Annotated in this window: 22 protein-coding genes and 1 pseudogene; 12 read left to right on the plus strand and 11 right to left on the minus strand. The window is 56.3% G+C overall.

Annotation, left to right across the window (positions count from 1 at the left end):
- Positions 1–113: 113 nt before the first annotated feature.
- The gene (locus KW828_RS07940; protein ID WP_218335872.1) at positions 114–1826 is read right to left on the minus strand and encodes a sigma-54-dependent Fis family transcriptional regulator; all 1713 of its coding nucleotides are present in this window, start codon (positions 1824–1826) and stop codon (positions 114–116) included.
- Positions 1827–2097: 271 nt separating this feature from the next.
- Here KW828_RS07940 and KW828_RS07945 point away from each other — a divergent pair, with 271 nt between their 5' ends.
- Positions 2098–3618 (plus strand): aldehyde dehydrogenase family protein, encoded by a 1521-nt coding sequence (locus KW828_RS07945; RefSeq protein WP_218335873.1) that lies wholly within the window; start codon positions 2098–2100, stop codon positions 3616–3618.
- A gap of 137 nt (positions 3619–3755) precedes the next feature.
- On the opposite strand, the gene gap is transcribed toward KW828_RS07945, so the two are convergent.
- The 3 genes from gap to KW828_RS07960 all read right to left on the minus strand — a co-directional run bounded on the left by gap (position 3756) and on the right by KW828_RS07960 (position 6104).
- Positions 3756–4766 carry a type I glyceraldehyde-3-phosphate dehydrogenase gene (gene gap, locus KW828_RS07950; protein WP_218335874.1) on the minus strand — a complete coding sequence of 337 codons (1011 nt, stop codon included), beginning with the start codon at positions 4764–4766 and terminating at the stop codon, positions 3756–3758.
- A gap of 78 nt (positions 4767–4844) precedes the next feature.
- Positions 4845–5825 carry a GlxA family transcriptional regulator gene (locus KW828_RS07955; protein ID WP_218335875.1) on the minus strand — a complete coding sequence of 327 codons (981 nt, stop codon included), beginning with the start codon at positions 5823–5825 and terminating at the stop codon, positions 4845–4847.
- Between the two features lie 126 nt (positions 5826–5951).
- Complete coding sequence (locus tag KW828_RS07960) at positions 5952–6104, minus strand: Hok/Gef family protein (RefSeq protein WP_218335876.1); 153 nt, start codon at positions 6102–6104, stop codon at positions 5952–5954.
- 919 nt (positions 6105–7023) lie between these two features.
- Between KW828_RS07960 and KW828_RS07965 the strand changes: the two genes are divergently transcribed.
- From KW828_RS07965 to KW828_RS07985, 5 genes are all read left to right on the plus strand, one after another.
- On the plus strand, positions 7024–7356 hold the full coding sequence (locus KW828_RS07965) for a DUF1971 domain-containing protein (protein ID WP_218335877.1): 333 nt from the start codon (positions 7024–7026) through the stop codon (positions 7354–7356).
- A 10-nt stretch (positions 7357–7366) separates the two neighbouring features.
- Positions 7367–7705: a DUF1869 domain-containing protein gene (locus tag KW828_RS07970; protein ID WP_218335878.1), complete on the plus strand. Its 339-nt coding sequence runs from the start codon at positions 7367–7369 to the stop codon at positions 7703–7705.
- Positions 7706–7731: 26 nt separating this feature from the next.
- Positions 7732–8088, plus strand: a complete 357-nt coding sequence (locus KW828_RS07975) for a DUF1971 domain-containing protein (RefSeq protein WP_218335879.1) — start codon at positions 7732–7734, stop codon at positions 8086–8088.
- A 154-nt stretch (positions 8089–8242) separates the two neighbouring features.
- Positions 8243–9781 (plus strand): methyl-accepting chemotaxis protein, encoded by a 1539-nt coding sequence (locus KW828_RS07980; RefSeq protein ID WP_218335880.1) that lies wholly within the window; start codon positions 8243–8245, stop codon positions 9779–9781.
- 184 nt (positions 9782–9965) lie between these two features.
- Positions 9966–10712, plus strand: a complete 747-nt coding sequence (locus tag KW828_RS07985) for a phage antirepressor KilAC domain-containing protein (protein WP_218335881.1) — start codon at positions 9966–9968, stop codon at positions 10710–10712.
- Between the two features lie 48 nt (positions 10713–10760).
- On the opposite strand, the gene KW828_RS07990 is transcribed toward KW828_RS07985, so the two are convergent.
- From KW828_RS07990 to pth, 3 genes are all read right to left on the minus strand, one after another.
- On the minus strand, positions 10761–13154 hold the full coding sequence (locus KW828_RS07990) for a phosphoketolase (protein WP_218335882.1): 2394 nt from the start codon (positions 13152–13154) through the stop codon (positions 10761–10763).
- A gap of 152 nt (positions 13155–13306) precedes the next feature.
- Entirely contained in the window at positions 13307–14398 is a 1092-nt protein-coding gene (gene ychF / locus KW828_RS07995; protein ID WP_218335883.1) for a redox-regulated ATPase YchF, read from the minus strand.
- Between the two features lie 126 nt (positions 14399–14524).
- Positions 14525–15109, minus strand: coding sequence for an aminoacyl-tRNA hydrolase (gene pth / locus KW828_RS08000; protein ID WP_218335884.1), 585 nt, complete (start codon positions 15107–15109; stop codon positions 14525–14527).
- 272 nt (positions 15110–15381) lie between these two features.
- Between pth and ychH the strand changes: the two genes are divergently transcribed.
- Complete coding sequence (gene ychH, locus KW828_RS08005) at positions 15382–15660, plus strand: stress-induced protein YchH (protein WP_218335885.1); 279 nt, start codon at positions 15382–15384, stop codon at positions 15658–15660.
- A gap of 84 nt (positions 15661–15744) precedes the next feature.
- On the opposite strand, the gene dauA is transcribed toward ychH, so the two are convergent.
- The 4 genes from dauA to lolB form a co-directional block, all read right to left on the minus strand.
- Positions 15745–17424, minus strand: a complete 1680-nt coding sequence (gene dauA / locus KW828_RS08010) for a C4-dicarboxylic acid transporter DauA (protein ID WP_371316096.1) — start codon at positions 17422–17424, stop codon at positions 15745–15747.
- Between the two features lie 125 nt (positions 17425–17549).
- Complete coding sequence (prs, locus tag KW828_RS08015) at positions 17550–18497, minus strand: ribose-phosphate diphosphokinase (RefSeq protein WP_088218684.1); 948 nt, start codon at positions 18495–18497, stop codon at positions 17550–17552.
- Positions 18498–18621: 124 nt separating this feature from the next.
- The gene (ispE, locus tag KW828_RS08020) at positions 18622–19491 is read right to left on the minus strand and encodes a 4-(cytidine 5'-diphospho)-2-C-methyl-D-erythritol kinase (protein WP_218335887.1); all 870 of its coding nucleotides are present in this window, start codon (positions 19489–19491) and stop codon (positions 18622–18624) included.
- Positions 19488–20111 (minus strand): lipoprotein insertase outer membrane protein LolB, encoded by a 624-nt coding sequence (lolB, locus tag KW828_RS08025; protein WP_218335888.1) that lies wholly within the window; start codon positions 20109–20111, stop codon positions 19488–19490. The genes ispE and lolB overlap by 4 nt, the downstream gene beginning before the upstream one ends.
- 200 nt (positions 20112–20311) lie before the next feature.
- Between lolB and hemA the strand changes: the two genes are divergently transcribed.
- From hemA to sirB1, 5 genes and pseudogenes are all read left to right on the plus strand, one after another.
- Positions 20312–21568 carry a glutamyl-tRNA reductase gene (gene hemA, locus KW828_RS08030; protein ID WP_218335889.1) on the plus strand — a complete coding sequence of 419 codons (1257 nt, stop codon included), beginning with the start codon at positions 20312–20314 and terminating at the stop codon, positions 21566–21568.
- A 41-nt stretch (positions 21569–21609) separates the two neighbouring features.
- Positions 21610–22692 (plus strand): peptide chain release factor 1, encoded by a 1083-nt coding sequence (gene prfA / locus KW828_RS08035; protein ID WP_218335890.1) that lies wholly within the window; start codon positions 21610–21612, stop codon positions 22690–22692.
- Positions 22692–23525 carry a peptide chain release factor N(5)-glutamine methyltransferase gene (gene prmC, locus KW828_RS08040; RefSeq protein WP_218335891.1) on the plus strand — a complete coding sequence of 278 codons (834 nt, stop codon included), beginning with the start codon at positions 22692–22694 and terminating at the stop codon, positions 23523–23525. The genes prfA and prmC overlap by 1 nt, the downstream gene beginning before the upstream one ends.
- Positions 23525–23712 (plus strand): annotated as a pseudogene (locus KW828_RS08045) (hypothetical protein); the annotation flags it as partial. The gene prmC and the pseudogene KW828_RS08045, both read left to right, overlap by 1 nt.
- Positions 23712–24521 (plus strand): invasion regulator SirB1, encoded by an 810-nt coding sequence (gene sirB1 / locus KW828_RS08050; RefSeq protein WP_218335914.1) that lies wholly within the window; start codon positions 23712–23714, stop codon positions 24519–24521. The pseudogene KW828_RS08045 and the gene sirB1, both read left to right, overlap by 1 nt.
- Positions 24522–24533: the final 12 nt, after the last annotated feature.

The following is a 24533-nucleotide window of genomic DNA, read 5'->3' on the forward strand; positions in this document are numbered from 1 at the left end:
ATGCGTGATGCCGGGTGGCGGCTACGCCTTACCCGGCCTGGAAATTTGCGGGCCTGGAAATCAGCTTAAACCGTAGGCCCGGCAAGCGTGCGCCGCCGGGCGCGGTGCTCATGTCAGACCGTCGGGCGCTTTTCAAGGCGGCGGTACAACGTACTGCGGGAGATGCCTAATTTGCGGGCGGCGAGACTCATGTTGCCCTGCGCCTCGGCGATGGCCCGCTCGTCCGTGAGGGTGGGTTCGGGCGCGGCGGCGCGCTGACCGGGCAGATCCGCCAGGGTGATCTGCGCGCCATCGTCTGCCAGCGCCATCAGCACCCGCAGCTGGCTTAACAACTGGCGCACGTTGCCCGGCCACGGGCGGGCCGCCAGCTCATTGACCACCGCCTCGCTCAGCGTTAACCGTCGCTGTGGTGCGCCCAGTTCATTCCACAGTTTATGTATAAACGCCTCCCGGTTTTGCCATTCCCGCAGCGGCGGCATGCGCAGATGGAATTCCTGAATGCGATAAAGCAGATCTTCCCGGAACGCGCCAGCGGCCACGCGCGCTTCCAGATCCTGATGCGTGGCGCAGATCAGCGCAAAATCCACCTCCCGGCTGGTACTGGCTCCGAGCGGGGTGACTTTTTTCTCCTGCAAGACTCGCAGCAGCCGCGTTTGCAGCGTCAGCGGCATATCACCGATCTCATCGAGAAACAGCACACCGCCGTTGGCTTCGCATAGCTTGCCGCTGTATCCGCGGGCACTGGCACCGGTAAAGGCACCGGGCGCGTAGCCGAACAGCTCGGATTCAATCAGGTTTTCCGGCAGCGCGGCACAGTTGATCGCCACGAACGGACCGGTGCGCCAGCGGCTGCCAGCGTGCAATTCACGGCTCAGATGTTCCTTGCCGCAGCCGGTTTCCCCGGTCACGCACAGGGCGATCCCGGCGTTAAGAATGCGCAGCGCTTTGGCCTTCAGCGGATCGACCTCGGCCTGCGGCGGGGCAATGCCGCGTCCGGGATAACGACGGGCAGGCGGCGTCTGGCGCAGGGCGTAGTGCCGCTGGTTACAGGCGAGGGTGCGGGTGGTGCCGCCAGAGAGTGCGATCTGCGGCAGCAGCGTGCTGATGGCAGTGTGACCGAAATGTGCGGGCAGCAGGGCAAACTCCTCCATCGCCCGGCGGTTCGCGCCGAGCAGCACGTTATCCTCGACGATGAACAGCAGCTCTCCGGCGGTGCCAAGCAGGGCGGGATCCTGGTGCAAACTCAGCAGCCAGCGTTGCGTACCGGCGGCGCTGGTGGTCCAGGTGTGCTCGATCTGGCAAACCGCCCGCTGGACGATGACTGCCGCATCGGGGCGAGGCGCATGGGCAGGGGTCGAGAGATCCAGTACCCCGGCCATCAGCCCGTCGGGGCGAAACACCGGTGAGGCGGAGCAAAACAGCCCGGCGTTGCGGCTCAGGTAGTGCTCGCCGCCGGAGACTTCGCAGTGCTGTTGCAGGGCCAGCGCCGTGCCGATGGCATTGGTGCCGCGGGCATGTTCGCCCCATAAATTGCCGGGGGAGAGCGCATAGCGCTGGGCTTTATGCAGAAAATCGCTGTTGCCGTGGGTTTCCAGCACCAGCCCGCTGGCATCGGACAGCACCATAATCGAGGGATGACTGGCAAGTTCCGGGTGCAGCCGTGCCAGCAGCGGCTCCGCCAGCCGGTTAATCCAGGCGTTTTCTGCCCGCGCTTCGTTGAGCTGCCCTGAGGCGACCCACGGCTGGCTGTCGTCATCACGTTGCAGGCCGTAATTCAGGCTGCGTTGCCAGGAGGCTTCCAGCTGGCAGGGTACGGGTTGCGGCATCGCGATCTCCGGGATGATGAATGTTACAAATGTGTAGCATAAAGGTGTATCGCGTGTAGCGACGTGCAACACACTTCCGCAACAGGTTGTGGCGAACGGTGGCACTGGACGAGACAAGAACGGGATCGCATTTAAATAAATTATTGATAGTTATGTGAATAATAAACTCATGCTGTCGGGCGCCGAACTGGCATAAGAACTGCTTATAAAACCCTGTCCGCCCCCGGCGAGACGCCTCACCTGTACCTATAAAAAAATAGAGGAACATCTTATGCGTTATGCTCATCCTGGCCTCGACGGCGCGAAAGTCTCGTTTAAAACACGTTATGGCAACTATATTGGCGGCGAATTTGTCGATCCCGTTGAAGGGCGCTGGTTTGACAACACCACGCCAGTGACCGGTGAGGTGATCGCACAGTTCCCGCGTTCGGGCGCGGCAGATATTGAAAAGGCGCTGGATGCCGCCCATGCCGCCGCAGAGGAGTGGGGAAAAACCAGTGCGCAGGAGCGTGCAAACGTGCTGCTGGCGATCGCCGATCGCATTGAACAAAATCTGGAACTGCTGGCGCTGACGGAAACCTGGGATAACGGTAAACCGATCCGTGAAACGCTGGGAGCCGATCTGCCGCTGGCGGTGGATCACTTCCGTTATTTTGCCGGTTGTATCCGCGCCCAGGAGGGCACGGCGGCGGAGATCGACAGCACCACCGTGGCCTATCATATTTATGAGCCGCTCGGCGTGGTCGGGCAGATTATTCCGTGGAACTTCCCGTTGCTGATGGCGGCCTGGAAACTGGGTCCGGCGCTGGCGGCAGGCAACTGCGTGGTGCTCAAACCGGCGGAACAAACGCCGCTCGGCATCAGCGTGCTGATGGAGCTGATTGGCGATCTGCTGCCGAAAGGCGTGCTCAACGTGGTGCACGGTTTCGGCACCGAAGCGGGTGAACCGCTGGCACGCAGCAAACGTATCGAGAAAATCGCCTTTACCGGCTCCACCTCCATCGGGCGGCACATATTGTCCTGTGCGGCAGAAAACATTATTCCGAGTACCGTTGAGCTGGGCGGCAAATCCCCGAACATCTTCTTTGAGGATGTGATGAATGGTGATGCTGATTTTATCGATAAAGCGATTGAGGGCGCGGTGCTCGGCTTCTTTAATCAGGGCGAGGTGTGTACCTGTCCGTCACGTGTGCTGGTGCAGGAGTCGATCTATCCGCAGTTTGTGGAGAAGGTCATCGCCCGCATGGAAACGATCCGCAAGGGCGACCCCTTTGATACCGACACGATGATTGGTGCGCAGGCGTCCCGCGAGCAGTACGACAAGATCCTGTCATACATTGATATTGCGCGGGAAGAGGGCGGCGAGATCATCACCGGCGGGGCGCATATCGATCATGGCGATACGCTGCAAAATGGCTTCTATATCCAGCCGACGCTGATCAAAGGCCATAACGGGATGCGTTGTTTCCAGGAGGAGATTTTTGGACCGGTGCTGGGCATCACGACGTTTAAAGACGAAGAGGAAGCGCTGCGCATCGCCAACGATACGGAGTATGGTCTGGGCGCGGGACTATGGACGCTGGATATTAATCGCGCATGGCGTATGGGGCGGGCGATTAAAGCCGGTCGCGTGTGGACCAACTGCTACCATCTCTATCCGGCGCATGCCGCGTTTGGTGGGTATAAAAATTCCGGCGTCGGACGTGAGACGCACAAGATGGCGCTTAACCAGTACCAGCAGACCAAAAACCTGCTGGTGAGTTACAGCGGTAAGCCGTTGGGTCTTTATTAAGATTGAAATGCCCGGCGGCGCTACGCTTGCCGGGCCTACAATGTTTATCAGCCGGGTGGCGGCTGCGGCTTACCCGGCCTACATCAAAGCGAATGCTCCCGTAGGCCCGTGCAAGCGCAGCGCCGCCGGGCAACCAGTCACAAACCGCGTTTCGCCATCAACCGTGCCAGATCCACCAGCCGGTTCGAGAAGCCCCATTCGTTGTCATACCAGGCGAGAATTTTCACCAGATTGCCGCCAATCACCAGCGTGGATAACCCGTCGATAATGGATGAACGGGGATCGCCACGGTAATCACTCGACACCAGCGGTTCGTCGCTGTAGCCCAGAATGCCCTGGAGCGGGCCGGACGCGGCGGCCTCGCGGAAAGCCGCGTTCACCTCATCGACGGTGACGTCACGTTTCAGGGTTACTGTGAGATCGACAATTGAGACGACCGGTACCGGGACTCGCAACGAATAGCCGGTCAGACGCCCATCCAGTTCCGGGATCACCTTGCCGAGCGCTTTTGCCGCGCCGCTGGAGTACGGCACAATCGACTGCGCCGCCGCGCGCGCACCGCGCAGATCTTTTTCCGGCTGGTCGTGCAGCGCCTGGCTGTTGGTATAGGCATGCGTGGTGTTCATCAGCCCGTGCTCAATACCAAAATGCTGATGCAGAACCTGCGCGGCAGGCGCGAGGCCGTTGGTGGTGCAGCTGCCGTTACTGACCACGAAGTGTTTTGCCGGATCGTAATTGTCGTGGTTAACGCCCAGCACCACGGTCAGGTCGTCGTTTTTGGCCGGTGCAGAGATGATCACACGTTTTGCGCCGCCGCGGGTGATGTGTACTTCGGCTTTTTCACGCTCGGTAAAGAAGCCGGTGGCTTCGATGACGATCTCCACTCCCACGCTGCTCCACGGGATATTCGCCGGATCGCGCTCCGAGAAGACGCGGATGGTCTGCCCGTCAACGTGGAGTTCGCCTTCGCTGGCTTCCACCGGCGCGGCAAGCGTGCCTAGCAGGGTGTCATATTTCAGCAGATGGGCAAGGGTTTTGCTGTCGGTGAGGTCGTTAATCGCCACGATCTGAATGTCGTCGCTGCCCAGTGCGGCACGCAACATATTGCGTCCGATCCTGCCAAAGCCATTAATACCAATCTTAACCATGATAGCCTCCTGTTATGCGGTTTCTGCATCCAGAGTAGGCTGGGCCAGGAATGGCGTAAATGACAAAAATGGATCACTTTACGCCAGATTGCGACTGTGGAAACGCTGGCGATACTCGCCGGGGGTGAGCTTAAGTTGCTTCTCAAAGATGCGGCGCAGATTGATGCTGGAGCCGAAGCCGGTGGCGCTGGCCACGCGATCCAATGTTTCGCGGGTCTGTTCCAGCTGGTGCCGTGCGGCGGCGAGCCTGGCTTCTGCCACAAAGCGTGCCGGGGAGACGCCGGTTTCGCGCGTAAAGACGCGGGTGAAATTACGCGGGCTCATCGCCACCCGATCCGCCAGTTTTTCTACCGATAAATCGGCGGCCAGATTGACCAGGATCCAGCGTTGCAGCTCGCCTATCGGACCGGGGATGTCACTGTTTTGCAGTTGAAAGCGGCTGAACTGCATCTGTCCACCGGGACGGCGTAAATACATCACCAGATCCTGAGCCACTTCACGGGCGAGGGTGAATCCGTAATCGTCCTCCACCAGCGCGAGGGTGAGATCGAAGCCGGAACTGACGCCACCGGAGGTCCAGATCGGCCCGTCCTGAACGTACAGCGGCCCGCTCTCCACCTTCACCCCGGGAAAGTCGGTTTGCAGTGTATCAAGCAGCCTCCAGTGCGTGGTGGCACGGCGGCCATTGAGCAGGCCCGCCTGAGCCAGCAGCATGGCACCGCCGCAAATGGATACCACCCGACGGGCATGTGGCGCGGCGAGACGCAGCCAGTCGACCACCGCCACGCCTTCATCTTCATTGATGCCGCGCCCGGTGATCATGATGGTGTCGCGCGGTTCGCGTGGATCGAGCTGGGGCAGGCGATAATCCGCCAGCAGGTTCAGCCCGGACAGACCATGGATGACCTGATGCGGCTGCGTGGTGGCAATGGTGATGTGATAGCGCGGCGGCGCATGCTGCTCTGCCTGCAGACGGTTGGCCTGCATCAGAATATCGGCGATACCGGCGGCTTCAAATAGCATGCCGCCATCCGGGACAATAATCAGAAAGGTTTTCATGTCCTGAAAAGTACGCTGATAACAAAATAAGTCAATATGTGCGAGTGAATCTGGCGAGAAAAGAACGGGTGCGTTGAGAACTGAATCCGGCAACCAGATACGCGGGGATCGCTCCCCGCGTTCAGGCTACTTCTTCGTTTCGTAAGCGAGAACGGCCTTAAACTCCATACCACGCTCGCGGATACTCAGTTCACAAAGTGAATCGCGTACCATCAGCGTGAATCCCAGTGCCGTCAAACACAGCACGATGATTGCCACCAGGGCGTACTTTGTCAGCATGTCTTGCCTCCGTGCGAAGAAGAGACTAACATCTGAATTGCGAAGTTCATACGTTGGCCTCAGGTTGATTAACATCTCCTGGGGCTTTCGTCTTTCTGGACTTCAGCACCTGCCCGAAGCCAAAAAGCCTCAAGCACCCGCCGGGATTTTACCTGCTCATCGCGTGTAATTTGTTACCTCTTATCGACCCGGTTCGCTTTTAGGAATTCATCAAGGTTATTCCCGTCCGGTATATAAAATCCCCACACCGTATTTTATTGGAATATAAAAAATAATGTCTCCCTGCATGTTGCCTGGTAATAAAAACCGTCCCGGCTCGCTGGTGGTGCGGGTGTCAGGCACTATAATTATAAAGTGGCAATGCGCTACAAGCCCTGAGGAGTGATTTGTGAATTGCAATGCGTTGCAGGTAAAGCGGGACGGTAATTAATTACCTGAAGTCCTGATAATAGTATTCACCCACTAAGCTCGCAGGGAGGTTTATGTCCGAACGCCCAGATTATGATGATCCGGTCCCCTCAAGACCATTAGACGATCCTGAAGGGTTACCACTCGACGATGATGACGATGATCCTGTGGAACCCGGTTTAGACCAGTCACGATATGCGCCAGAAAGATTCAATGGGCCATAATCGCGAAAAATAAAGCCGCTTACGGGCGGCTTTTTACTCGTTTGCCTTCCACCCTGTAATAGTAATCATAAGAGAGTATTTATTTTTAAAAATATTAATTTTGTCATTTACACTAGTTATTAAGTGGTATATTTCACTATTTCATATTAATAGAATGCTTATAATAATTAACCAGTAAAAGCCTGCCAAAAAAAGTAGTCCAAAAATTATTAAACAGGTATATGATATGCCACATAAGTTTTCCCCTCCCGTTAAGTCAGACTTAACGAGAACAATGAGGTTGAAACATGCAGCATATTATTATCCCCCCTAATTATATTCACACCCGCAGCACGCCATTCTGGACGAAAGAAACGGCCCCCGCCTCGATCTGGCGTCGCCATCTTGATGCCGGCACGCGGCAGGGCGTCTATCCTCGTTTGAGTGTGATGCGAGGCGTTATTCGCTATTACGGCTATGCCGATGAAACAAGTCCGGAAATTCTTGAAACGCTGACCATTAATGCCGGTGAGTTCGGCGTGTTCCCGCCAGAAAAATGGCACAATATCGAAGCGCTTACCGATGACACGGTATTCTGCGTGGATTTTTATGTAGACCCAGAAATTTTGATTGCAGGTTAAAGGAAATACCATGACCACCGAAAACAAAGGCTATTCTCTGGCAGTAACAAATCGCCGCACGCAAGATGTACAGGAAAAAATTTACCTGAAACCCATGGCGCTTTATGTCCCGGATATTGCCGTTCAGGCGGTAGCTGATTTAGTGGCAGGATTGCCAGAGAGTCAACAAAACGAGAATGATATTGTTCTGAGCGTCACCAATAATAATAACGGTGTATCCGTGGATAAAGATTTTAACAGTATTGCCGAACTCAGGGATCCCCTGATTGCCGCTGATGCCGTGAAAGACCTGATTAATATCGTTCGTGGCTACGAGTCAGATGAAGAAACCAATGTTTGTGGCTGGTAGCACGACTCAAACCGGAGGTTCACGTTATGGCTTTACAAATCCCCATTCACTTTCGTCACACTCGCTCAACACCATTCTGGACTAAAGACACGGTTCCCCAGGCGCTGTTGACGCATCACAACACGAAGAAAGGCGTATATGGCCGGTTGTCCGTTATGCAGGGCGCCGTGAAATACATCGGCTTCGCCAGCGAACATGACACCACGCCGGAAATCGAAGTGGTTATTGAGGCCGGACATTTTGGCATCAGCCCGCCGCAATACTGGCATCACGTCGAGTTACTGACCGAGGATACGTACTTCAACATTGATTTCTTTGCCGATCCGCAAGAAACGCTGGAAGGTAAGGGTATCGGTCAGGTCGTGAATACGCATCGCGGATAGATCCCCTGCGGCCCGTTACAGATCGGTTAGCGCTGACTGGTCTGTAAATATCCTTATTTAAATTAAGTTAACCATACCATTTGCCGATAACTGCTTAAGACGCTCTTCATTCCGAGGCGTTCGTTTTCACAGCACTATCATGCAAGGGTATATCATGTCAGTAAGGCGTTTTTCAGTTCTCGTTTTCACTTTTTTACTCTGTATTTTTCTCGCAAGCGCAGCGTCCAGCCTGTGGTCTCTCACCCGAAGTAACCAGTCGCTTGATAATGTAAACAAAGAAATTCGCGTCGTGCTCTCGGTTATCGATCCGATTAACCACAGTCGCACGCTGCGGGTACGTCTGATGGAGGCGATGATTAACGCTTCGCTGGGTGATACCCAGAAAGCCCAGGCGTCGTTGACCAGTGCCGGCGAGACGATAGAAAAAGCGACCGCTGCCTTTAATAACTATCAGTCGGCCCCGCATGTGGCGGGCGAAGAAGCGCTGGCCGCGCCGTACCGCCAGGCCTGGCAGACGTATGTCGATGAGGGGCTGCGCCCGTTAATGGATGCCGCCAGCCGCAACGATACTGCGCGCTTTAATGAGCTTGTCAGCACCTCCATCCCGCAGCTCGACCGCCAGTTTGAAATCACGCTGGATAATCTGCTCGCCTTCCGCGAGAAATATGCCCAGCGCCTGAACAACGAAGCGCAAAACCGTTTTATGAACAGTATGCTGACCATTGGTCTGTTTGCGCTGCTGTTTACGCTGATCATTGCGACTATTTATGTCTTGCTGCGCCGCCGCGTGTTGTCGCCGCTCGATCAGGCGCGTCTGCACTGCCAGAAAATGGCGGCGGGGGAGCTGCATATCCCGGTGGTGTCCCATGCGCGGGATGAAATTGGCGACATGCTCTCCTCGCTGGATCAGATGCGTCTTTCGCTGGTGGAGATCATTGCTCAGGTGCGTAACTCCAGTCAGAGCGTGGCGCATGCGGCTGAAGAGATTGCCGCCGGCAATACCGATCTTTCAGCGCGTACCGAAGAGCAGGCGGCCTCGCTGGGGCAAACCGCGGCCAGCATGGAACAGCTCACCTCTACCGTGAAGCACACCTCAGAAAACACCCTCCAGGCCAACACGCTGGCCAGCACTATGCGCAGTGCTGCGCAGGAAGGGAATGCCATTGTGGAAGAGGCGGTGGTGTCGATGAAGGAAATCGAGTCCAGCTCCGGCAAAATCGACACTATCATTGGCATCATCGAAGACATTGCTTTCCAGACGAATATTCTGGCGCTTAACGCGGCGGTGGAAGCGGCCCGTGCAGGCGAACAGGGGCGTGGTTTTGCGGTTGTGGCAAGCGAAGTGCGTAACCTGGCACAGCGCTCGTCCGTGGCAGCGAAAGAAATTAAAGAGCTTATCGAGCAGTCCGGTAAACAGGTGCAGATGGGCAGCGAACGCGTGACCAGCGCGGGCGCAAGTATGCAACGCATCATTACGTCGGTCAGACAGGTTTCCGAGCTGATGTCGGAAATTGCGCTGTCCACCGGCGAGCAGAGCCGTGGCATTGAGCAGATTAATCAGGCGGTGGCGCAGATGGATACCGTCACGCAGCAAAACGCCGCGCTGGTGGAAGAAGCCTCGGCGGCAGCCCAGTCGCTGCAGGAACAGTCTAAAGTTCTGGAAGAAACGGTGGCGGTATTTAAACTCCGCTAATCCAGCAAACGACCTGTCCACGCTACGGCGTGGATTTTTTTTGTCTGAACCACTGCGCGGCGGGGATCCGTCGCGTTGTATCACTTATTCTCTGCATAAAATAATACTGGATAAATACACAGCTATTGTTTATTATTTCTTCAGTTTGGTGATTTTTGTGTCAATGAAGTGAGTGGTGAACCCTATGATGATTTCTGTAAATACTCTCCCTGCGCAGAATCGGGCCGTGACCATGAGCAGCCGTGAACTGGCTACGCTGATGGGCGTTGCCCACACTGAGGTGAAGCGCATGGTCAAAAGCCTCGAAACGGCGCAACGCCTCTCATCGCCCGTGACGGGCAGTCAGTACGAATCCGACGGTGAGGTGCGGGAAGAGTTTTTGTTGAATAAACGGGACTCGCTACTGACGGTGGCACGTATTTCTCCAGCCTATACCGCAGAGATGCTTGACCGCTGGCAGGAGCGCGAAAAAGACATTAGCCTGCCGGATTTCACCAACCCGGCTGCGGCGGCGCGCGCCTGGGCTGAGCAGTATGAGCGCTGTCAGCGCGCGGAAGAGCAACTTGAGCTTTTCGCCCCAAAGGCCGCTTTCTTTGACGAATTTATTCAGGTCAGCGAATCGCTGGGCTTCCGTCAGCTGTGCAAAATGCTGAAGGCGAAAGAAGTGGAATTCCGTAAGTTCCTGCTGGAGCGCAATATCATGATCCGCAATAACGGCACCATGACTCCCGCGCTGCATCATATTCAGGCAGGTTATTTTACCGTGCATAGAGGCACTGGCGAGAACCGTCACACCTGGTCTCAGGCGCGCTTTACGCAAAAAGGGGTGAAGTGGGTCGCGGATCTGTGGGCGAAGCATCTCGCCGCCCGTCCGATTGAAACCCGGCCGCCTGAGCGTAAAGAGCTGGCGCAGGGACCGGGCTGGTTTTAATCACGCAAAAAACGGCTGCCTCAGTTATCTGGCGCAGCCGTTTTTGTGTTATTCAGGAATAGTGGCGTGATCCTGTTGTGACGGCCATTTCCATCCCTGTACTTCTGGCAGATCCTCTCCGTATTCCCGCACATAACGGTGATGGTCGGCGATCTTTTCCGCCAGCGCATCGAGGATCGCATCCGCTTTTCCCGCCAGCGAAGGGATATTCAAAATAGCGTCCTGCGCCAGATGGAAACGGTCCAGCTCGTTTAACACGGTCATGTCAAACGGCGTGGTAGTGGTGCCTTCTTCGATAAACCCGTGTACATGAAAATGCTGATGATTATTCCGTTTATAGGTCAGACGATGGATCAGACCCGGATAGCCGTGGAAAGCGAATATCACCGGCGTATCAGCAGGGAAGAGTGCTTCGAAAGTCTCATCGTCAATACCGTGGGGGTGCTGATCCTGCGTCTGTAGCGCCATCAGATCCACCACGTTGACCACCTGAATGCGTAACGCCGGCAGGTAGCCACGCAGCAGATCGACCGCCGCCAGCGCTTCCATGGTCGGCACATCCCCCGCACAGGCGATCACCACATCCGGTTTTTCCCCTTCCCGCACGGTCCCGGCCCAGTGCCAGATCCCCATGCCAGCCGCGCAGTGTTTCTCTGCCTCATCCAGCGTTAACCACTGGGGCGAGGGCTGTTTACCGGCGACAATCACATTGATGCGATCCCAGGTTTTCAGGCAGTGATCGGCAACGCACAGCAGGGTGTTCGCGTCTGGCGGCAGATAGATGCGGACAATATCGGCTTTTTTGTTCGCCACATGATCGATAAAACCCGGATCCTGATGGCTGTAGCCGTTATGATCCTGACGCCAGACGTGCGACGACAGCAGATAGTTAAGCGAGGAAACAGGCTTACGCCATGGAAGCTTGCGCGTCACTTTCAGCCACTTCGCATGCTGGTTGAACATGGAATCGATAATATGAATAAAGGCTTCATAGCAGTTGAACAGCCCATGACGACCGGTGAGCAAATACCCCTCCAGCCAGCCCTGGCACTGATGCTCGCTAAGGATTTCCATCACCCGGCCATCGGCAGCCAGCTGTTCGTCATAGGATTTTTTCGGTAACAGCCAGGTGCGGCTGGTGACGTCAAACACTTTTCCCAGCCGGTTCGATTCGGTTTCATCCGGCCCGAACAGGCGGAAATTATCCGGGTTTTGCTGAAATATGCCCGCCAGATACGCGCCCAGTGCGGCAGTGGTGCCGGTTTGCGTCTCGCCGGGAGAGGTGATGGCAACCGCGTATTCGCGCAGTGGCGGAGTGTTCAGTTCGCGGCGCAACAGGCCACCGTTCGCCCAGGGTGATGCGCCCATGCGTTTCTCACCCTCAGGGGCGAGGGCGCGCAGCTCCTCTTTCAGCTGACCGTTCGGGTCAAAGAGATCGTCCGGCTGGTAGCTGCGCATCCAGCTTTCGAGTATTTGACGATGCTCGTCATTCTCCCGACAGGCGGAAACCGGCACCTGATGCGCGCGCCAGAAATCTTCAACTTTTTTGTCATCCACCGTCTGTGGACCCGTCCAGCCTTTCGGACTGCGCAGGATGATCATCGGCCAGCGGGGAAGCGTCGAAGAGGGCGAGCCGCTGCGCGCCTGCGACTGATAGTCGCGGATTTTGTTGAGCGCGTTATCGAGAGTTTCCGCCATCTGACGGTGCATTTTCTCTGGCTCATGTCCGCTCACCAGCAGCGGTTCATAGCCGTAACCGCGGAACAGATCCTGCAAATCCTCATCGCTGGCGCGCCCGAGGATCGTCGGATTAGCAATTTTATAGCCATTGAGATGCAGGATCGGCAGCACCGCGCCATCGCGTGCCGCGTTAATGAATTTATTGCCGAACCAGCTGGAGGCGAGCGGGCCGGTTTCCGCCTCGCCGTCGCCGATCACACATGCGGCAATCAAAGAAGGATTGTCAAACACCGCGCCGAAGGCATGCGAAAGGGAATAGCCGAGTTCGCCACCCTCGTTAATCGATCCCGGCGTTTCCGGGGCGGCGTGGCTCGGAATACCGCCGGGGAAGGAGAATTGCTTAAACAGCTTTTGCATCCCCTCGGCGTTCTGGCTGATGTCCGGATAGATGTCGCTGTAGCTGCCTTCCAGCCAGGTGTTCGCCACCATGCCTGGGCCGCCATGACCGGGACCACAAATATAGATCATGTTGAGATCGCGCAGGCGGATCGCCCGGTTGAGGTGGGCATAAATAAAATTCAGGCCCGGCGTGGTCCCCCAGTGTCCCAGCAAACGCGGTTTAATGTGTTCCGGGCGAAGCGGCTCGCGCAGCAGGGGGTTATCCATCAGATAAATTTGCCCGACCGAGAGATAGTTGGCGGCTCGCCAGTAACGGTCGATGAGTGCAATGTCGTGATCAGAAAGAGACGGTGTCTGTGTCATGCGTTACCCGAATGGTGAGCGGCGCCGTTATAACGGCAGAGACTTCAAGCCTGGCATAGATCAGGCAGAGGGGGAGGCGGGTACAGCCGAGGATCGTCTGAAAAGAAAAATCCACGCCGGGGCGTGGATTAAATGTCGGGGCAGGACGCAGATCAGACGTTGAACAGGAAGTTCATCACGTCGCCATCTTTCACGATGTAGTCTTTGCCTTCAGCACGCATCTTACCGGCTTCTTTTGCACCCTGTTCGCCTTTGTAAGCGATGAAGTCTTCAAACGCGATAGTCTGCGCGCGGATGAAGCCTTTCTCAAAGTCGGTATGGATTTTACCGGCAGCCTGCGGTGCCGTCGCGCCAACCGGAATGGTCCATGCGCGCACTTCTTTGACGCCCGCGGTGAAATAGGTTTGCAGGTTCAGCAGTTCATAACCGGCACGGATCACACGGTTCAGCCCCGGCTCTTCCAGACCCATTTCCGCCATAAATTCTGCGCGGTCCGCATCGTCCAGCTCAGCGATGTCAGCTTCAACCGCGGCACAGACGGCCACCACCACAGAACCCTCTTTGGCGGCGATCTCGCGCACTTTATCGAGGTACGGGTTATTTTCATAACCGTCTTCGTTAACGTTGGCGATATACATGGTTGGTTTCAGCGTCAGGAAGCTCAGGTAGCGGATCGCCGCTTTGTCTTCATCCGTCAGATTCAGGGAACGCAGCATGCCCGCTTCGGCCAGATGAGGCAGACATTTTTCCAGCGCGGCCTGTTCAGCTTTCGCGTCTTTATCGCCGCCTTTGGCTTTTTTCTGCACGCGGTGCAGGGCGCGCTCGCAGGTGTCCAGATCGGATAGCGCCAGCTCGGTGTTGATAACGTCGATGTCGTCAGCCGGATCGACTTTATTATTCACGTGGATAATGTTGTCGTTTTCAAAGCAGCGCACCACGTGACCAATGGCTTCGGTTTCACGGATGTTGGTCAGGAACTGGTTACCCAGGCCTTCACCTTTGGACGCGCCTTTTACCAGACCTGCGATGTCCACGAACTCCATGGTGGTCGGCAGAATACGCTGCGGCTTAACGATTTCAGCCAGCTGATCCAGACGCGGATCGGGCATCGGCACAACGCCGGTATTCGGCTCAATGGTACAGAACGGGAAGTTCGCCGCTTCGATGCCCGCTTTGGTGAGCGCATTGAACAGGGTAGATTTACCGACGTTCGGCAAGCCGACGATACCGCATTTGAATCCCATGGTTTAAATCACCTTAATGTCTTGATATTCAACCTGTTAGAGATGACAGATTGTAGAAAAGTTAGTAACTCTGCCTATTATACACGTAACCGCTCGCGCGCGGGGCAAAAAAGCCGTTCGCGGCAGCTACTGCGCTTTAAAGGCGTGAAGTCGGTTGGTTGCTTTTGTTAAGCCGTCCGACAGCCAGATTTCCGTGCAGCGCGCCGCTTCGTCTACGGCATCGTCGATAAGCTTCTGTTCTGAAACGGGTGGTTTCCCGAGTACAAAGCCGACAACTTTGTTTTTATCGCCCGGATGGCCAATTCCCACACGTAAGCGGTGAAAATTCGGGTTATTACCCTGTTTACTGATGATGTCTTTCAGGCCGTTATGTCCACCATGACCGCCGCCAAGTTTGAATTTCGCCACGCCCGGCGGCAGATCCAGCTCATCATGCGCCACCAGAATTTCATCGGGATTGATACGGTAAAACGTCGCCATTGCCGCCACCGCTTTGCCACTCAGGTTCATAAAGGTGGTGGGCACCAGCAGACGCACATCCGCACCTGCGACGTTAATACGTGAGGTAAAACCGAAGAATTTCGGCTCTTCACGCAGAGGCGCGCGGAAACGTTCGGCCAGTAAATCAACATACCATGCACCCGCATTATGTCGGGTGGCTGCGTACTCAGCGCCTGGATTAGCCAGGCCGACAATGAGTTTAATCGTCACGTCTTCGTTCCTGAAGGGATCACATTCTGGCGCGTAGTTTACGTTGTGTGGCGTCGGTTGACAAAGTTCTGCTGAGAACATGAGAAAATCCTAATAATTCAACTTGCGAACTATTAGAAAATCATCCAGTTCAGGGGCTTATATGTAAAGTTGTGTTTAACCGATGTTAATAACTGTGATCGCCGCCGCAACCGATCCGTGGGGTGTTGCCTATACTTTACACACAAGGAGCAAGGGCTTTTCCCTTGCAGTCTGGCATCCGGAGGTGACAGATGAAACGCAAAAACGCGTCGTTGCTCGGTAACGTATTAATGGTCCTGGGGCTGGTGGTGATGGTGGTCGGTGTGGGGTATTCCATTCTGAACCAGCTTCCACAGCTTAACCTGCCACAGTACTTCGCCCATGGAGCCATTTTAAGTATTTTCGTTGGCGCCGTCCTGTGGCTGGCGGGGGCGCGCGTCGGCGGGCATGAACAGGTGTGCGATAAGTACTGGTGGGTGCGTCACTACGATAAACGTTGCCGCCGCGATCAGAATCATCGCCACAGCTAATCTCCTTGCCGGGTGATGCATCGTTCACCCGGCCTGCACGAGTCATTCCCTGGCCCGGCCTGCTTACGCCGCCGGGCATTCCCATTAAACGTCAGCCAGCGCTGCGTTTTTATCCGGATAAAAAGACAACCGTCCTGCTATTGGCTTAATACCCGCACGGGCCATGGTGCGCAGCGGCTGAAACTCCAGATTACTCACCCGTAACTCACAGCCTTCTGGCAGACGTTCCACAAAGCGCTTAAACGCATCCAGCCCGCCCGCGTCCAGCACCGGTACCGCGTCACATTTCAGCACGACAATGCGTTTGCCTGCGCAGCGCGCCGCGAGATCGGTAAATAAACTGTCTGCCGCCGCGAAGAATAACGGGCCGATCACCCGCAGTACCAGCACATCGTCCGGCACCTCAACATTGACCGGCGCAAGGCGCGTCATGCGTGCGATACGGCGCATAAACAGCAGTGAGGCCAGAACGATGCCGACGCTGATGGCGATCACCATATCGAACAGGACGGTCAGCGACATGCACAGCAGCATGACGATGATGTCGTCTTTCGGGCCGGTACGCAGCAGGTTCACCACTTTATGCGCTTCGCTCATGTTCCATGCCACCATCAGCAGCAGGGCGGCCATGGCCGACAGCGGCAGCCAGGAGAGCAGCGGGGCTAAGATCAGCAGGGCGAGGATCACCAGCAAGGCGTGGACCACCGCCGAAACGGGCGACGTTGCCCCCGCACGCACGTTGGCCGCTGAGCGGGCAATAGCGGCGGTAGCGGTAATGCCGCCGAAGAACGGCGCAACCAGGTTACCCAGCCCCTGACCAATCAGTTCGCCGTTGGCTTTATGCCGCGTACCCGTCATGCCGTCGAGCACCACCGCGCACAACAGCGATTCGATGGCACCGAGCATCGCCATGGAGAACGCCGCCGGTAACAGTGCCTGAAGAGAAGCCCAGCTCAGGGTGAAGTCTGAACCCGGCATATCCCACGGCAGCACCAGTTGCGGCAGCAGTTGCGGAATGCCGTTACCCTGGGTGCCATCCGCCAGCACATAATGGAACTGCGAACCGATGGTTGCTACGTGACCACCGGCGAGATTGACCACCATCATCACCGCGCAACCGGCCAGCAGTGCCGGTAAATGGCCTGGCAAGCGTATACCGAGCCGTGGCCATAAAATCAATGTACCGAGAGTGACCACACCAATGGCGGCATCACCGGGGTTAAAGGTCGGCAGAGCGCCCGCCAGCGCGCCCACTTTTTGCAGATAATGTTCGGGCACCTGGGTGAGATGCAAACCGAGAAAATCTTTGATCTGCATGGTGCCGATGGTGATGCCGATCCCGGAGGTAAACCCGAGCGTGACCGACAGCGGAATGTATTCAATGAGGCGGCCAAATCGGGCGAGGCCAAACAGGATCAGGAACACGCCGGACATCAGGGTGGCGACGAGCAATCCCGCCAGCCCGAACTGCTGTGATACCGGGTAGAGGATCACCACAAAGGCGGCGGTAGGACCGGAAACACTAAAGCGCGAGCCACCGGTCAGGGCGATGACAATCCCGGCAACCGCCGACGTGTACAGGCCATATTGCGGAGCTACACCGCTGCCAATCGCCAGCGCCATCGCCAGCGGGATCGCAATGATGCCGACGGTGATCCCGGCAATCAGGTCGCGGGTAAAGCGCGACAGAGAGTATTTTTCTTTCCAGCAGGCGTCGATAAGGGCGCGAAAAGGAAGAGCATCAAAAGACGTCAATTTTTTCACTTTTTTCATTTCATCGCTGAGCAAACCATCTGTTTGTTATATACCAGATATGGAATGCATAAATCATACAAATGGAATTCACAGACAAAAAAACCCGCCGCGGCGGGTTTTTATGCTGTGTCCGATTAGTGCTCGAACATAGCAGAAATGGATTCTTCGTTGCTGATACGACGAATCGCTTCGGCCAGCATACCTGACAGGGTCAGGGTACGGACGTTCGGCAGAGATTTAATTTCGTCAGTCAGCGGAATGGTGTCACAAACCACCACTTCGTCGATGACGGAATGACGCAGGTTATTTGCCGCATTGCCGGAGAAGATCGGGTGAGTCGCGTAAGCAAATACACGTTTCGCGCCACGTTCTTTCAGGGCCTCAGCCGCTTTACACAGCGTACCACCGGTGTCGATCATGTCGTCAACCAGTACACAGTCACGACCCGCCACGTCACCAATAATGTGCATGACCTGGGAGACGTTCGCGCGCGGACGACGTTTGTCGATGATGGCCATGTCGGTATCGTTGAGCAGCTTGGCAATCGCGCGAGCACGTACCACGCCGCCGATGTCCGGAGAAACCACGATCGGGTTATCCAAATTCAGCTGCAACATGTCTTCGAGCAGGATGGGGCTACCAAACACGTTATCAACCGGCACGTCAAAGAAGCCCTGGATCTGTTCAGCATGCAGGTCAACGGTCAGTACACGGTCAACGCCAACGCTTGACAGGAAATCGGCGACAACTTTTGCGGTAATAGGCACACGCGCAGAACGCACACGGCGATCCTGACGGGCATAACCAAAGTAAGGGATAACAGCGGTGATACGACCTGCAGAAGCACGACGCAGCGCATCAACCATAACAACCAACTCCATCAGGTTGTCATTGGTGGGAGCACAAGTGGACTGGATGATGAAAATATCACCACCGCGTACATTTTCATTAATTTGTACGCTGACTTCGCCGTCGCTAAAGCGACCTACAGCGGCGTCGCCGAGGGAAGTGTACAGGCGGTTGGCAATACGTTGTGCTAGTTCCGGGGTGGCGTTACCAGCAAAAAGCTTCATATCAGGCACGAGAAGAACCTCAGGCATGCGTCCAGTGGTGGATAGCGTCGCCGAAAACTGTGCGGGCCAGGCAAAACGCTATCCAGCGGTGTATTAAAGAGCGCGATGCAACGTCTGGAACAGGGTGACGTTGTCACCAGAGCTCAGGTTGCCCAAACATAGCCTGGTGGAGCGGAGAAAGGTTTACACCTTTCGCGACAAAACCATGTAGCCAGTCCGGGGCTTGCTCCAGCACCTGACGTGCAGAGGACTCGGTGTCAAATTCAGCAAAGACACAAGCTCCTGTGCCAGTCAGGCGCGACGGCGCGTATTCTAACAGCCAGGAAAGCGCGGCATCAACCTCGCGAAAACGTTTTCTTGCGATAACCTCGCAATCGTTGCTGAATTCACAATTTAGCAACGTATTAATTGACCTTTTCGGCGTGTCTCTTGGCAAATCAGGATCTTTGAAAATGACCGGCGTAGGGATGCTGACGCCCGGATGCATCACCAGATACCATTTTTCCGGCGGATCGACGGGCGTAAGCTGCTCGCCAACGCCTTCCGCGAAGGCCGCATGACCCCGCACAAACACCGGTACATCCGCCCCCAGTTGCAGGCCCAGCGCCGCCAGTTCATCGATGGATAAGCCGCAGCCCCAAAGATGGTTCAGGGCTACCAGCACGGTGGCGGCATTGGATGAACCGCCGCCCAGCCCGCCACCCATCGGCAGCCGTTTTTCAATGCCAATGTCAGCGCCGCTGCCGGCAGGCAGGCAGTCACGCTGGCGGGCCGCATTCATCAATAAACGGGCGGCGCGCATAATCAGGTTTTCGTCATCAGCCACGCCAGCCACCGGCGTCAGCAGGCGGATAGCGCCGTCGTGACGCGGCGCAATGCCGATAGTGTCACCATAATCCAGAAACTGAAACAGCGTCTGAAGCTCGTGATAGCCGTCGCTGCGCTGGCCGGTGATGTATAAAAACAGATTAAGCTTTGCCGGAGAGGGCCACTGGGTCATCATTTCACAATCCAGTTATCCATTTTCAGCTTGATGCGCTGGTCGTCCTGGGTCAGCTCCATGCTGGCGGGCATACTCGGTTTGGTCTTCTCATCGTAATCGCCATATACCACTTTCCAGGTTTTACCGCCCTCGGAATAGTTCAGCTCGCTAAGGCGATACTGGCTGTCGAGTTTGTAGTCGGTGGCGTCCCCCGGCAAGCCGAGGATCCACTGGCGCAGGCTGTTGAGTGGGATAGGCATACCGGTCAGCTTGCTGATGGTTTCTTCAGCATCGGTGGCGGTATAGCGCTGGCCTTTATTGTCGACGATCTGCACATTGCCCGGACGGGCAGTCAGCTCAAGCTCAGTGCTGCCCAGCGGGTTAGTCAGCAGCAGGCGATAGTTATCCTGACCAGTTTGCTGCCAGAAATAGCGGGCATACACTTTTTGCTGCGGCGAAATATAGGCAAAGGCACCGCGGGTCTGATACTGGTTCAGATTACGCACATCCTGCTGGTGCTGCCGCCACTGCGGGGAGTCAGGGCTTTTACCCGGTCCTTTTGGCGCGGTGAGCGTACAGGCGGTCAGCACAAGGCTGGCGAGCGGCAGAAGGCGGAACAGACGGGTAGTCGCTGACATCATAATGAGGAAAAATCCTTGTAATACGTTGCAGTTATATCGTTAATGCTAGCGCCGCGGCGGCACAGCGTCTACGTTCAACTTGTCTTAAATCATTATATTATCGATTACTCCAAAAGGGGGCGCTCTCTTTTATTGACCTCACGCATCCTGTATGATGCGCACAGACTAACCTTATCAACACTGGTACTACTCCCGCTGACATGACTCTTTTAGCGCTCGGCATCAACCACAAAACTGCGCCTGTTGCGTTGCGAGAACGTGTTTCGTTTTCGCCGGATACGCTCGACGAGGCGCTGGAAAGCCTGCTGGCACAGCCAATGGTGCAGGGCGGGGTGGTGCTGTCGACGTGTAACCGCACCGAGCTTTACCTCAGTGTAGAAGAGCGTGATGATTTGCAGGAAGCGTTGATCCGCTGGCTGTGCGATTACCATCATCTGAATGAAGAAGAGCTGCGTAAAAGCCTCTACTGGCACCAGGACAACGATGCCGTCAGCCATCTGATGCGCGTCGCCAGTGGTCTTGATTCGCTGGTGCTGGGCGAGCCGCAGATCCTGGGACAGGTGAAAAAAGCCTTCGCCGATTCCAGCCGTGGCCATCTGAATGCCACCGAACTGGAGCGCATGTTCCAGAAATCTTTCTCGGTTGCAAAACGCGTACGCACGGAAACTGACATCGGCGCCAGCGCCGTCTCTGTGGCTTTCGCCGCCTGTACGCTGGCGCGTCAAATCTTCGAATCGTTATCCACCGTCACGGTGCTGCTGGTCGGCGCGGGCGAAACCATCGAACTGGTGGCACGTCATCTGCGCGAGCATAAAGTTAAAAACATGATCATCGCCAACCGCACCCGCGAACGTGCGCAGGTGCTGGCCGATGAAGTCGGCGCTGAGGTGATTTCGCTCAGCGACATCGATGAACGTCTGAAAGACGCCGACATTATTATCAGTTCCACCGCCAGCCCGCTGCCGATCATCGGTAAAGGTATGGTGGAGCGCGCCCTGAAAGCCCGCCGTAACCAGCCGATGCTGCTGGTGGATATTGCCGTGCCGCGCGACGTTGAGCCGGACGTCAGTAAGCTGGCCAACGCCTATCTGTACAGCGTTGACGATTTACAAAGCATCATTTCCCACAACCTGGCGCAGCGTAAAGCCGCCGCCGTGGAAGCGGAAACTATTGTTGAGCAGGAAACCAGCGAATTTATGGCCTGGCTGCGTGCGCAAAGCGCCAGCGAGACCATTCGCGAATACCGCAGCCAGGCAGAACAGGTGCGGGATGAACTGACAGCCAAAGCCCTTGCCGCTCTCGAAAAAGGCGGTGATGCGCAAGCCATCATGCAGGATCTGGCGTGGAAACTGACCAACAAGCTGATCCACGCCCCAACCAAATCTCTTCAGCAGGCCGCCCGTAACGGGGATGACGAACGCCTGCATATTCTGCGCAACAGCCTCGGGCTGGAGTAGCACAACAACCTCTAATAACAGAACAGGGTGCATTTACGCCTATGAAGCCTTCTATCGTTGCCAAACTGGAAGCCCTGCACGAGCGCCATGAAGAAGTTCAGGCGTTGCTGGGTGACGCGGGGACCATCGCCGATCAGGATCGTTTTCGTGCGTTATCGCGCGAATACGCGCAACTGAGCGATGTCTCCCGCTGCTTTACTGACTGGCGACAGGTTCAGGAAGACATGGAAACCGCGCAGCTGATGCTCGAGGATCCGGAAATGCGGGACATGGCGCAGGAAGAACTGCGCGAACTGAAAGAGAAAACCGAACAACTGGAACAGCAGCTGCAGGTGCTGTTGCTGCCCACCGATCCGGACGATGAACGTAACGCCTATCTTGAAGTGCGTGCCGGTACCGGCGGCGACGAAGCGGCGCTTTTTGCCGGCGATCTGTTCCGCATGTACAGCCGTTACGCAGAATCCCGCCGCTGGCGCGTGGAAATCATGAGCGCCAACGAAGGCGAACATGGCGGATACAAAGAAATCATCGCTAAAATCAGCGGTGAAGGCGTCTATGGTCGGCTGAAATTTGAATCCGGCGGTCACCGCGTACAACGCGTACCCGCGACTGAATCCCAGGGCCGTATTCACACCTCGGCCTGCACCGTGGCGCTGATGCCAGAGCTGCCGGAAGCGGAACTGCCGGACATCAACCCGGCGGATCTGCGTATCGACACCTTCCGCTCATCCGGCGCAGGCGGTCAGCACGTTAACACCACCGATTCGGCGATCCGTATCACCCACATCCCAACCGGGATTGTGGTGGAGTGTCAGGACGAACGTTCCCAGCACAAAAACAAAGCCAAAGCGCTGTCGGTGCTGGGATCGCGTATTCGCGCCGCCGAAATCGCCAAACGCCAGCAGGCGGAAGCCTCCACCCGTCGTAACCTGCTGGGCAGCGGCGACCGCAGCGATCGCAACCGCACCTACAACTTCCCGCAGGGCCGCGTCACCGACCACCGCATCAACCTGACGCTTTACCGTCTGGATGAAGTGATGGAAGGAAAACTGGATATGCTGATCGAACCTATCGTTCAGGAATACCAGGCCGATCAGCTTGCTGCCCTCTCAGAGCAGGACTGATGGATTATCAATCCTGGCTTCGCCTTGCTATTGATAAGCTTGCGGGCAGCGACAGCCCGCGGCGCGATGCTGAGATCCTGCTGGGTTTCGTCACCGGACGCGCGCGCACCTTCATTCTTGCCTTTGGTGAGACGGTACTGACAGACGCGGAACAGACACAGCTTAACGCGCTGCTTGCCCGCCGCGCGCAGGGCGAGCCGGTGGCGCATCTGGTGGGCGTGCGTGAATTCTGGTCTTTGCCGCTGTTCGTTTCACCCGCCACGCTGATACCACGCCCGGACACCGAATGCCTGGTTGAGCAGGCGCTTGCCCGTCTGCCTGATTCACCCTGTCGTATTCTCGATTTAGGCACCGGCACCGGCGCGATAGCGCTGGCGCTGGCCAGAGAGCGCCCGGACTGCGACGTCATCGCGGTTGATATGATGCCTGAGGCGGTGGCGCTTGCCCGCCGTAATGCGGAGCATCTGCAAATCCGCAACGTAACCGTGCGGCAAAGCCACTGGTTCAGCGCGCTGGACGGCGAGCGGTTTACGATGATCGTCAGCAATCCGCCCTACATTGATGAGCAGGATCCGCATTTGTCACAGGGCGATGTGCGTTTTGAACCGCGCACCGCACTGGTGGCTGGCGATCAGGGTATGGCCGATCTGGCGTGGATTATTCATCATGCCCGGCAATTCCTGCTGCCCGGCGGCACGCTGGTGCTCGAGCATGGCTGGCAGCAGGGTGCCGCAGTGCGCGCCTGTTTTGCCGCTGAGCAGTACGCGCAGATCGAAACCTGCCGCGATTACGGTGATAACGAGCGCCTGACGCTGGGCCACATGCCGTTATAAAGGAAGGAGTATGGCTGACGGAGAGGTCATTTGGCGTTATCATCACTGCGTTTTGGGTTTTCTTGCGCCGGGTCATAATTGCCTGCGCAGCCAGCAGTACGGGTTTATCGCCTTTCTGCTGGCGCTGGTGGTGCTGTACATCATCATTAAACTCGCCACCACAAAATACCGTTACTGGGGTAAATGATGAAGTCGTTGGCAGATTTCGAATTTAATAAAGCACCGTTATGTGACGGGATGATCCTCGTATCAGAGTTGATCCGCGAAGATTTCCCCTCACAGTATGTCTACGATGAACTGGAAGGCCTGGTCAGTCTGGCCAGGGAAGAGATCAGCGAGGCGAAGCCTCAGGACTGGCAACTGGAGAAGCTCATCGAGCTGTTTTACGGTGAGTGGGGCTTTCAGGACACGCGCGGCGTTTACCGCCTGTCCGATGCCCTGTGGCTGGATCACGTGCTCAAAAATCGCCAGGGCAGCGCCGTCTCTCTGGGCGCTATTCTGCTGTGGGTCGCCGGCAGACTGGACATTCCGCTGATGCCGGTGATTTTCCCGACACAGCTCATTTTACGTGCCGAATGGATGGACAGCGAAATGTGGCTGATCAATCCGTTCAATGGCGACACGCTGGACGAGCACACCCTCGAGGTGTGGCTCAAGGGCAATATCAGTCCGATTGCTGAACTGTTCAATGAAGATCTGGATGAAGCCGACAACGCCGAGGTGATCCGCAAGCTGCTGGATACGCTGAAATCGGCGCTGATGGAAGAGCAGCAGATGGAGCTGGCCCTGCGCGCCAGCGAAGCGCTGTTGCAGTTCAATCCAGAAGATCCGTACGAAATTCGTGACCGCGGGCTGATTTATGCTCAGCTCGACTGCGACCATGTCGCGCTCAATGATTTAAGTTATTTTGTAGAACAATGTCCGGAAGATCCGATCAGCGAAATGATCCGCGCGCAGATTAACAACATTGCGCACAAGCAGATCACGCTGCATTAATGACTCCCGACC

It is taken from the genome of Enterobacter sp. ENT03 (assembly GCF_019218745.1).
GTDB lineage: Bacteria > Pseudomonadota > Gammaproteobacteria > Enterobacterales > Enterobacteriaceae > Enterobacter_D.

What these genes read in the sequence shown, in the direction of transcription:
- KW828_RS07940 (WP_218335872.1), bottom strand. Translation starts at nt 1,826, where the DNA reads ATGCCGCAACCCGTACCCTGCCAGCTGGAAGCCTCCTGGCAACGCAGC.
- KW828_RS07945 (WP_218335873.1), top strand. Translation starts at nt 2,098, where the DNA reads ATGCGTTATGCTCATCCTGGCCTCGACGGCGCGAAAGTCTCGTTTAAA.
- gap (WP_218335874.1), bottom strand. Translation starts at nt 4,766, where the DNA reads ATGGTTAAGATTGGTATTAATGGCTTTGGCAGGATCGGACGCAATATG.
- KW828_RS07955 (WP_218335875.1), bottom strand. Translation starts at nt 5,825, where the DNA reads ATGAAAACCTTTCTGATTATTGTCCCGGATGGCGGCATGCTATTTGAA.
- KW828_RS07960 (WP_218335876.1), bottom strand. Translation starts at nt 6,104, where the DNA reads ATGCTGACAAAGTACGCCCTGGTGGCAATCATCGTGCTGTGTTTGACG.
- KW828_RS07965 (WP_218335877.1), top strand. Translation starts at nt 7,024, where the DNA reads ATGCAGCATATTATTATCCCCCCTAATTATATTCACACCCGCAGCACG.
- KW828_RS07970 (WP_218335878.1), top strand. Translation starts at nt 7,367, where the DNA reads ATGACCACCGAAAACAAAGGCTATTCTCTGGCAGTAACAAATCGCCGC.
- KW828_RS07975 (WP_218335879.1), top strand. Translation starts at nt 7,732, where the DNA reads ATGGCTTTACAAATCCCCATTCACTTTCGTCACACTCGCTCAACACCA.
- KW828_RS07980 (WP_218335880.1), top strand. Translation starts at nt 8,243, where the DNA reads ATGTCAGTAAGGCGTTTTTCAGTTCTCGTTTTCACTTTTTTACTCTGT.
- KW828_RS07985 (WP_218335881.1), top strand. Translation starts at nt 9,966, where the DNA reads ATGATGATTTCTGTAAATACTCTCCCTGCGCAGAATCGGGCCGTGACC.
- KW828_RS07990 (WP_218335882.1), bottom strand. Translation starts at nt 13,154, where the DNA reads ATGACACAGACACCGTCTCTTTCTGATCACGACATTGCACTCATCGAC.
- ychF (WP_218335883.1), bottom strand. Translation starts at nt 14,398, where the DNA reads ATGGGATTCAAATGCGGTATCGTCGGCTTGCCGAACGTCGGTAAATCT.
- ychH (WP_218335885.1), top strand. Translation starts at nt 15,382, where the DNA reads ATGAAACGCAAAAACGCGTCGTTGCTCGGTAACGTATTAATGGTCCTG.
- ispE (WP_218335887.1), bottom strand. Translation starts at nt 19,491, where the DNA reads ATGATGACCCAGTGGCCCTCTCCGGCAAAGCTTAATCTGTTTTTATAC.
- lolB (WP_218335888.1), bottom strand. Translation starts at nt 20,111, where the DNA reads ATGATGTCAGCGACTACCCGTCTGTTCCGCCTTCTGCCGCTCGCCAGC.
- hemA (WP_218335889.1), top strand. Translation starts at nt 20,312, where the DNA reads ATGACTCTTTTAGCGCTCGGCATCAACCACAAAACTGCGCCTGTTGCG.
- prfA (WP_218335890.1), top strand. Translation starts at nt 21,610, where the DNA reads ATGAAGCCTTCTATCGTTGCCAAACTGGAAGCCCTGCACGAGCGCCAT.
- prmC (WP_218335891.1), top strand. Translation starts at nt 22,692, where the DNA reads ATGGATTATCAATCCTGGCTTCGCCTTGCTATTGATAAGCTTGCGGGC.
- sirB1 (WP_218335914.1), top strand. Translation starts at nt 23,712, where the DNA reads ATGAAGTCGTTGGCAGATTTCGAATTTAATAAAGCACCGTTATGTGAC.